This is a genomic window from Dietzia papillomatosis NBRC 105045 (assembly GCF_001570845.1).
Taxonomy (GTDB): domain Bacteria; phylum Actinomycetota; class Actinomycetes; order Mycobacteriales; family Mycobacteriaceae; genus Dietzia; species Dietzia cinnamea.
In genome coordinates this window covers 36,636-45,501 of the sequence record NZ_BCSL01000030.1, presented here as the reverse complement: position 1 = coordinate 45,501, position 8,866 = coordinate 36,636, and the positions used below count along the sequence as shown (strand labels likewise).

The window sequence follows — 8,866 nt, the reverse complement described above, 5'->3', positions numbered from 1 at the left end:
TCGAGCCTCTCGCGGACCAGCTGGAGGAACTCGGCCCCGTAGTCGAGATGCTTCTGCAGATCGCGGTAGCGCGCCTCCGCCTCGCCGTGAATCTCCTCGACGGTCGCCCGCGCCGCGCGCCTCTCCTCCGACCCCGACCCCCCCGCCTGCGGGCGCCGGCCCGCGGCGAGCACGTCCGTGGCCTGCAGGAACTGCTTCATGCGCTCCAGGGAGAAGCCGAGGGGCTTCATCCGACGCACCAGCAGGAGCCGTTCGACGTCGTCATCGGTGTAGAGCCGGAACCCGCCCGCGGTGTGACCGGAGGGGACGACCAGGCCGAGCTCGTCGTAGTGACGCAGAGTCCGGATCGACAGACCGGTGGCCTCGGCGACCTCGCCGATCTTCCGCACCGCGTCCTCCGACATGATCCTCCTTGTGGGCTTGCTCACAGCGGTCGCCGGAGATTCGCCGCATCATCAAACCTACCGTTACGGTAGCTTCAGAATCTCCCGCTACGGGAGAGTGTGTCATGCCCCTGCTCGGTGAGGACAATCCCCATGTCGGCTCCCGCCACCACTCCTGGGGCGCCCTCCCCGGCGCCTGCCGGCGACGATGACGGTCTGGCGCCGGTCGGCGTCCTGGCCTCGTTCCGGTACGCCTTCTCGTCCGTGCGGCGGTTGCGGACCGAGGTCCTGGCCGGCCTGGTCGTCGCCCTCGCACTGATCCCCGAGGCGATCTCCTTCTCGATCCTCGCCGGCGTCGATCCTCGCGTCGGGCTGTTCGCCTCGTTCACCATGGCCGTGACGATCGCCTTCACCGGCGGGCGCCCCGCGATGATCTCGGCGGCGACCGGCGCGATCGCCCTCGTCGTGGCCCCGGTCGCCCGCGACCACGGGATGGACTACCTCGTGGCCACCGTGCTCCTCGCCGGGTTCATCCAGGTGGTACTCAGCCTGATCGGGGTGGGCAAGCTCATGCGCTTCATCCCTCGCAGCGTGATGATCGGTTTCGTCAACGCGCTCGCGATCCTGATCTTCGCCGCCCAGATCCCCCATCTGCTGGGCGTTCCGTGGCTTGTCTACCCGATGGTCGCGGCCGGTATCGCGATCATGGTGTTCTTCCCGCGGTTGACCACCGCGGTGCCGGCCCCGCTGATCGCCATCATCGCGATCACCGCCGTCGTCCTGCTCTTCGGATGGTCGATGCCGAACGTCGGGGACCAGGGCGAGCTTCCCTCATCCCTGCCCGCGCTGTTCTTCCCCGACATCCCGTGGACACTCGAGACGCTACAGATCATCGCCCCCTACGCCCTGGCCACCGCCCTCGTCGGCCTCATGGAATCCCTCATGACGGCCAAGCTGGTCGACGACATCACCGAGGTGCGCACCGACAAGACCCGAGAGGGCTGGGGCCAGGGCGTCGCGAATCTCGTCACCGGGTTCTTCGGCGGCATGGGCGGCTGCGCGATGATCGGCCAGACGATGATCAACGTCAAGCAGTCCGGCGCCCGCACCCGGCTGTCGACACTCCTGGCAGGCGTCTTCCTGCTCATCCTCGTGGTGGCGCTGGGCGACATCGTCGGGCTCATCCCCATGGCCGCCCTCGTCGCCGTGATGATCATGGTGTCGGTGGCCACCCTGGACTGGCATTCGATCCACCCGCGCACCCTGCGCCTGATGCCGCTGAGCGAGACGGTCGTCATGGTCGTCACCGTGGTCGCCACGGTAATCACCGAGAACCTCGCCATCGGCGTGGTTCTCGGTGTCCTCACCGCGATGGTGATGTTCGCCCGGCGCGTGGCCCACATGACGACCCTCGAAAAGATCTCCGAGCGCGACGTCGACGACGACGGCACCATCGACGTCCGCACATACCGGGTGCGCGGCGAGCTGTTCTGGGCGTCCAGCAACGACCTCGTGTACCAGTTCGACTACTCGGGCGACCCCCGGCACGTCGTGATCGACCTGACCGAGGCCGACATCTGGGACGCCTCCACCGTCGCGACCCTGGACGCGATCACCCACAAGTACGCGGCCAAGGGCAAGACCGTGGAGATCATCGGGCTGGACGGCTCCAGTCGGCAGCGACTGGAGAGGCTGTCCGGCAATCTCGGCGAAGGGCACTGAGGGACAGCGCCGGGCGCCGGGCCCCTCAGCCGATCGGCGCCGGCGCCTGGAACTCGGCCTCGAACTTCTCGTAGGAGAACGTGCCGAGCGCGCGGGCCCGGTCCAGTCCCAGCTCGCGGACGGCCTCGACGAACCGGGCCACGTCGCCGCCGGCGTCGTCGGCTCCGGGCGCGATCGTCACGCGGGCCCCGCTGAGCGGCCGCATCCGCCCGCCGGTCGCCGTGGCCTGGGCCCGGACGAGGACGGGCGCACCGTCGAGGACCTGCACGCAGTTCATGGCGAGCGACTGACGGCCGGGGATCGGCAGGCCCACGCGCGTGTCGAGCCGGAGGTCGACGCCTCCCGCTCCGGCCGAGCCCACGGCGCCCAGACGCGCGTCGTCGAGGGCGCCTCCGGCCGTGCCGACCATGTCGCCCTTCCACTTGGGGAAGCCCCACAGCTCGTTGCCCGCCGCCAGGGTGAAGTCCTGGTCGACCGGCAGCTCGTGGATGTGCACCAGCGTCCCCGCGCCGGGCACGGTGAGCTGGAACGCCAGGCCGATCTCGTGATAAGCGCCCAGGACGTTGCCCGGCACGTCGTGGTAGCGGACATGGATCATGATCGCCGGGGTGCGCCCGCCGGGCAGCGAGACGGGCTCGGCGCCCGCGGCCTCGATCACGGCGGACTGCCGCCCGCCGGCGATGAGCCTGCGCACGACGGCGGACCGCGCGAGGAAGGCCGCGCCCGAGACCGAGGCGGACACGACGGGAACCGGGAAGGTGATCTCGCGTCCGGCGACGACGCGCGATGTGGGAGAGGTCATGGGCCGACGGTAGCGGTCCCCGCGCCCGGAATCAGCCCCCTTGCGACCTCAGCCCGTCGGCCCGGTCGTGTCCTGCCCCGGCTGTGCCACGACGTTCTTGACCGAGCGTCCCTTGTACTGCGGGCGCAGGAGGTTGGCCGGGGACAGGATGTCGTCGAGTTCCTCCGCGGACAGCAGGCCCATCTCCAGTACGACCTCGCGCACCCCGCGGCCGGAGCGAGCGCACTCGCGCCCCACGATGTCGCCGTTGTGGTGGCCGATGATGGGGTTGAGGTAGGTGACGATCCCGATCGAGTTCATCACGTTGGCTCGGCAGATCTCGGCGTTGGCGGTGATCCCGCGGACGCACTTCTCGGTGAGCGTCTCCATGGCCTTGGTGAGCAGGGAGATGGACTCGAACATCGCCTGGGCGATCACCGGCTCCATGACGTTGAGCTGGAGCTGCCCGGCCTCGGCTGCCATGGTGACGGTCATGTCGTTGCCGATCACCTTGAAGCACACCTGGTTGACGACCTCGGGGATCACGGGGTTGACCTTGGCTGGCATGATCGACGACCCCGCCTGCAGTTCGGGCAGGTTGATCTCGTTGAGGCCGGCGCGCGGCCCGGAGGACAGCAGCCGCAGGTCGTTGCAGATCTTCGACAGCTTGACCGCGGTCCGCTTGAGGGCGGCGTGGACGTTGACGTAGTCGCCGGTATCGCTCGTCGCCTCGATGAGGTTCATCGCGCCGGTGACCGGGAGGCCGGTGACGGCGCGCAGGTGGTTGATGACCGCGCGGCGGTAGTCGGGCGGGGTGTTGACGCCGGTGCCGATCGCGGTGGCGCCGAGGTTGACGTCGAGCAGCATGCGGGCGGCGGAGCCGAGCACGTGGAGTTCCTCGTCGAGGTTCACGGCGAAGCCGCCGAACTCCTGGCCCAGGGACATGGGCACGGCGTCCTGGAGCTGGGTGCGGCCCATCTTGAGGACCTCGCGGAATTCCTCGGACTTGTCGTAGCAGGCCTCCCGCAGCGCGACGAGCGCCGGTTCGAGCCGCTCGAGCGCGTGCCACAGGGCGATGCGGAACCCGGTGGGATAGGCATCGTTGGTGGACTGGGACCTGTTGACGTCGTCGTTGGGGCTGATGATGTCGTAGGAGCCCTTGGGATGCCCGAGCCGTTCGAGCGCGAGGTTGGCCACCACCTCGTTGGTGTTCATGTTGACCGAGGTGCCGGCGCCGCCCTGGTAGACGCAGGAGGGGAACTGGTCCATGCAGCGTCCGTCCACCAGGATCTCGTCGCACGCCCCGACGATCGCGTCCGCCACCGTCTGGTCAAGGACGCCCATCTCCAGGTTGGCCAGGGCGGCGGCCTTCTTCACCATGACCATGCCACGCACGAAGTCGGGGACGTCGCTGATGGTGGTGGGTGCAATGGGAAAGTTCTCGACAGCCCGGACCGTGTGGATGCCGTAGTACGCGTCCGCCGGGACCTCCTTGGTGCCGAGCAGGTCTTCTTCCACACGGGTTCGGGTCATTCGTCCTCCGCCTCTCGGGTCGACTCCGGCCCACCTTAATCGTGGGGCACCGGGCCTCGTCGCGATCCGCGGGCGGGGACACCGCGGGATTGCCTAGTCTGGGGGGTATGTCGCGCACGACGACCACCCGTGGCGCCCGGGCCCTGTCCTCGGCGCGGGACGTGTTTCGCCGCCTGCATCCGTCGGACGGACTGCTCGGCAGCATCGTCGACCGGCAGGAGGTGCCGCTGCCCCGCGGGACGTGGGCGATCTTCGGGGTGGCGTTCGTGGGGTTCGCGACGCCGGTGATCGGCTTCGTCGAGCTCGCCGAGCGCATCCGCAGCGGTGCCAAGCTGCCCTTCGACCAGCCGGTGATGATGTGGCTGCAGCGCAGGCACTCGCCCCGCAACACGCGGATCGCCCGGGCGGTGACCGAGCTCGGCGGTGTCACGGCGGTGCCGTTGTTCGCATTGGCGACGTCGGCCTACCTGGTGTCGGTGCGGGGCAGCCGCCGCCCGGCCGCGTTGCTCACGGTGTCGCTGGTGGGGTCGACGATCATCAACTCGGTGCTCAAGGCGCTGTACCGCCGCGACCGGCCGACGTTCTTCACGCACATCGTGCAGGAGAAGAGCTTCTCGTTCCCCAGCGGTCACGCCATGGCCAGCGCCGCGCTGGCGGCGTGCACGTGCGTCCTGGCGTGGCCGACGCGGTGGCGGGTCGCGGTGATCGCCGGGTCGGCGGTGTACGTGCCGACCATCGGCGGCACCCGGATGTATCTGGGGGTGCACTTCCCCAGCGACATCCTGGCGGGCTGGTGTGTGAGTCTGGCGTGGGTGGGTGAGGTGGCGACCATCATGTGGCTGATGGACCGCCTCGATCACGCGCCGACGCCGATGATCCGCCGGAGGGAGACGGTATGACGACGACGAGGCGCGCTCGGATAGAGCTGAGCCACGGCGACATCACACGCATGGACGTGGACGCGGTGGTCAACGCGGCCAACAGTTCACTTCTCGGGGGCGGCGGGGTGGACGGGGCCATCCACCGCGCGGGCGGGCCGACCATCCTGGCGGAGTGTCGCGAGCTGAGGTCCGGCCGGTTGCCCGACGGATTGCCGACCGGCCGGGCCGTCGCGACCGGCGCCGGTGATCTGCCCGCGCGCTGGGTGATCCACACGGTCGGCCCGATCCACGGCCGCGATCCGGACGGTGCCCGGCTGCTCGCCGACTGCTACCGGAACTCGCTGGCGGTGGCCGACGAGCTCGGCGCACGAACGGTGGCGTTCCCACTGATCTCCGCGGGGGCCTACGGCTGGCCGCGCGAGGACGCGATCCGCACCGCGCTGGCCACGCTGGCCGCCACCGACACCGGGGTCGGGACCGCGACCCTGGTGCTGTTCGACGCGGCGACCCTGCGCCTGGCCGAGGAATGCCGCGCCGACATCCTCGGCGACTGAACTCTCCCCGCCGCGCCCGCCCGATCCGGCCACCTCCAGCCAGCTCCAGTCACCGCCAGCCGGAATCCGCTACTCTCCCTCCGGGTTCGCTACCCCTGTAGCAGTAGCGGATGCCGAGACGGAGTAGCGGATTCGGGGGGGTGGATGGTGGCTGATGCGGGCGACACGCGGATCGCGGAGGGCGCACCGGATGCGGCGGGGGCGGCGGTGGCTTTCGGTCCGGGCCCGGCCCCGGCAGCTCTGCTGACAGAGGTCTTCGCACCGTGGGTCGTACTCACGATCGGCTCTGTCCACCTGGGCCGGCAGGTGGGGTCGACCCGGTGGGGCGTGGCGGCGGCGGCCGGGTTGGGTGTGGTGCCGCAGGCGGCGATCACGTGGCGGGTCCGGCGCAAGGCGCTGTCGGATCACCACGTCACCCGTCGGGAGGACCGGCCGCTGGTGATCGCCGGGATCGCGGTATCGGTCGCGACCCTGTTGGCGGCCCAGCAGCGCCGCGGAGCGCCGGACGAGCTGCGCCGCATGACGCGGGCCGCGCTCGTGGCGTTGGGCGTCGCCGGGTCCGCGACCCTCAAGGTGAAGGTGTCGTTCCACACGGCGGTGCTGAGCGGGGTGATCGCGGTGCTCGCCCGCGAGCTCTCGCCCCGCTACTGGCGACTGCTGGTGCTGGTGCCGCCGGTGGCGTGGGCGCGCGTGCGGATCAGTCACCACACGCCGATCGAGACGGCCGCGGGCGCGGCGATCGGCCTGGCCTGCGGCCACCTCGCCGGCGGCCGGGCCGGGTCACCCGCGTCCGCCGCGGCCGCGCACCAGCCCTGAGATACGCCGCCGCCCCGCGGTGACCCGGTCGGGGTCCCGCGGGGCGGCGTAGTCGATGGTCGGGACCGGCCCGTCAGATGCGGTCGACCAGCAGCTTGGCGAACGCGGCCGGGTCGGACAGCGTGCCGCCCTCGGCGAGGACGGCGGCACCGGCGATGAGCCGCGCGGTGTCCTTGAGCTCGGGCGCCGAGGGATCCTCGGCGTGCCGGGCGCGCAGGCGCTCGACCAGCGGGTGCGTGGGGTTGAGCTCGAGGATCCGCTTGCTGACGGGCAGTTCCATACCCGAGGCGCGGTACATGGCCTCCAGCTGCGGGGTCATGTCGAACTCGTCACCGACCATGCACGCCGCCGACTCGGTGAGGCGATGCGACAGGCGCACCTGCTTGACCTCGTCGGACAGCTCCTCGCCCAGCCAGGTGAGCAGGTCGGCGTACTCGGCGGCGTCGGGCTCGTCCTTGCCCTCCTCGGCCTCCGCGCCGATGCCGGACAGGTCCACGTCGCCCTTGGCCACAGACCGCAGCCGCTTGCCGTCGACCTCGCCGACCGCGTCCACCCACACCTCGTCCACCGGGTCGGTGAGGATGAGGACCTCGACGCCACGGGCACGGAACGCCTCCAGGTGCGGGGAGTTCTCCACCGCCGCGCGGGACGTGCCGGTGAGGTAGTAGATCTCCTCCTGCCCGTCCGCCATACGGGAGATGTACTCGGCGATGGTGGTGCCAACCTCGTCGTCGTCCCCGGTCTTCTCGCCCTCGCCCTCCGGCGCCTTCTCCGACGCGGTGGCGGGCCGGGTGGACGCGAAGGTGCTCACGGCGAGCAGCTGCTCGCGGGCGTCGACATCGGAGATCAGGCCCTCCTTGAGGACCGCGCCGAAGTTGGCCCAGAAGCTGCGGAACTCCTCCGGCCGGTCGTTGCGGAGCTGCTCGATGGTCTGCAGCACCCGCTTGACCAGACGCTTGCGGATCGCCCGGATCTGACGGTCCTGCTGCAGGATCTCGCGCGAGACGTTGAGCGACAGGTCCTGGGCGTCGACGATGCCCTTGACGAAGCGGAGGAACGGCGGGACCAGCTCCTCGCAGTCGTCCATGATGAAGACCCGGCGGACGTAGAGCTGCACGCCCCGCTTGGTGTCCGGGGAGAACAGGTCGAACGGCACCTGCGTGGGCAGGAACAGCAGCGCCTGGTACTCGAACGTGCCCTCGGCCTTGAGGGTGATGGTCTCCAGCGGCTCGTCCCACGCGTGCGAGATGTGGCGGTAGAACTCGGCGTACTCCTCGTCGGTGACCTCCGACTTCGGCCGGGTCCACAGCGCCTTCTGCGAGTTCAGGGTGACGGTCTCGGTGATCGTGCCGCCGGCCGGGGCGTCGCCGGACTCCCCGTCGGCCGCGCCCTCCTCCGGCTCCGGCGCCGGGCGCTCGACGTCCATCCGGATGGGCCAGGCGATGAAGTCCGAGTAGGTGCGCACCACGCGGCGCAGCGTGTGTTCCTCGGTGTAGTCCGGCAGGGCCGCGTCCCCGCCGGCGGGCTTGAGCTGCAGGATGACCGACGTGCCCTGCGGGGCGTCCGGGGCCTCCTCGATCGTGTAGGTGTCCTCACCGCTCGACGTCCAGCGCGTACCAACGCTCTCCCCGGCCTTACGGGTGATGAGCGTGACCGTGTCGGCCACCATGAACGTGGAGTAGAAGCCGATGCCGAACTGGCCGATGAGGTCCGCGGTGGCCTGCTCCGATACCTCGCCCGACTCCTGCGCGGCGCGGGCGGCGGCGAGCGCCTCCCGCATCTGCCCGGTGCCCGACTTGGCGAGCGTGCCGATCAGGTCCACCACCTCGTCGCGGGACATGCCGATGCCGTTGTCCCGGATGGTCAGCGTGCGGGCCGCCGCGTCCGGGACCAACTCGATGTGCAGGTCCGAGGTGTCGACCCCGAGCGAGGAGTCCTGCAGCGCGGCCAGGCGGAGTTTGTCCAGCGCGTCGGAGGAGTTGGAGATGACCTCGCGAAGGAAGGTGTCCGGATTCGAGTAGATCGAGTGGATCATCAGATCCAGCAGCTGCCGGGTCTCGGCCTGGAACTCCCGGGTCTCGGCGGCACCGGAGGTCTGCGGGCTCATGTCGGGTATCGGTCCTTTCTCGTCACGTCGCACGGGGGCGAGAGGCGGGCGCGCTCACCACATACACTCTGTTCTCGCCGTCAGGACCA

8 protein-coding genes are annotated in these 8,866 nt (G+C 70.2%); 4 read left to right on the top strand and 4 right to left on the bottom strand.

The genetic code is table 11. From position 1 onward, the window contains the following. Nucleotides 1–404 (bottom strand): MerR family transcriptional regulator (locus DPA01S_RS11440; RefSeq protein WP_061916353.1); only part of this gene is annotated, 404 nt, incomplete at its 3' end. A 132-nt stretch (nt 405–536) separates the two neighbouring features. On the opposite strand from DPA01S_RS11440, the gene DPA01S_RS11435 reads away from it, so the two are divergent. Continuing rightward, nucleotides 537–2,105 (top strand): SulP family inorganic anion transporter, encoded by a 1,569-nt coding sequence (locus tag DPA01S_RS11435; protein WP_061229268.1) that lies wholly within the window; start codon nt 537–539, stop codon nt 2,103–2,105. A gap of 25 nt (nt 2,106–2,130) precedes the next feature. Here DPA01S_RS11435 and DPA01S_RS11430 read toward each other — a convergent pair whose 3' ends face one another. Further along, nucleotides 2,131–2,907, bottom strand: coding sequence for an acetoacetate decarboxylase family protein (locus DPA01S_RS11430; RefSeq protein ID WP_061229269.1), 777 nt, complete (start codon nt 2,905–2,907; stop codon nt 2,131–2,133). Nucleotides 2,908–2,955: 48 nt separating this feature from the next. Beyond that, complete coding sequence (aspA, locus tag DPA01S_RS11425; protein ID WP_061229270.1) at nt 2,956–4,419, bottom strand: aspartate ammonia-lyase; 1,464 nt, start codon at nt 4,417–4,419, stop codon at nt 2,956–2,958. A gap of 107 nt (nt 4,420–4,526) precedes the next feature. Here aspA and DPA01S_RS11420 point away from each other — a divergent pair, with 107 nt between their 5' ends. From DPA01S_RS11420 to DPA01S_RS11410, 3 genes are all read left to right on the top strand, one after another. After that, complete coding sequence (locus DPA01S_RS11420; protein WP_061229271.1) at nt 4,527–5,318, top strand: phosphatase PAP2 family protein; 792 nt, start codon at nt 4,527–4,529, stop codon at nt 5,316–5,318. Beyond that, nucleotides 5,315–5,854, top strand: a complete 540-nt coding sequence (locus DPA01S_RS11415; RefSeq protein WP_061229272.1) for an O-acetyl-ADP-ribose deacetylase — start codon at nt 5,315–5,317, stop codon at nt 5,852–5,854. The genes DPA01S_RS11420 and DPA01S_RS11415 overlap by 4 nt, the downstream gene beginning before the upstream one ends. 144 nt (nt 5,855–5,998) lie before the next feature. Further along, nucleotides 5,999–6,670, top strand: coding sequence for a hypothetical protein (locus DPA01S_RS11410; RefSeq protein ID WP_061916350.1), 672 nt, complete (start codon nt 5,999–6,001; stop codon nt 6,668–6,670). A gap of 73 nt (nt 6,671–6,743) precedes the next feature. Here DPA01S_RS11410 and htpG read toward each other — a convergent pair whose 3' ends face one another. Beyond that, the gene (gene htpG / locus DPA01S_RS11405) at nt 6,744–8,777 is read right to left on the bottom strand and encodes a molecular chaperone HtpG (protein ID WP_007631530.1); all 2,034 of its coding nucleotides are present in this window, start codon (nt 8,775–8,777) and stop codon (nt 6,744–6,746) included. Between the last annotated feature and the right edge of the window lie 89 nt (nt 8,778–8,866).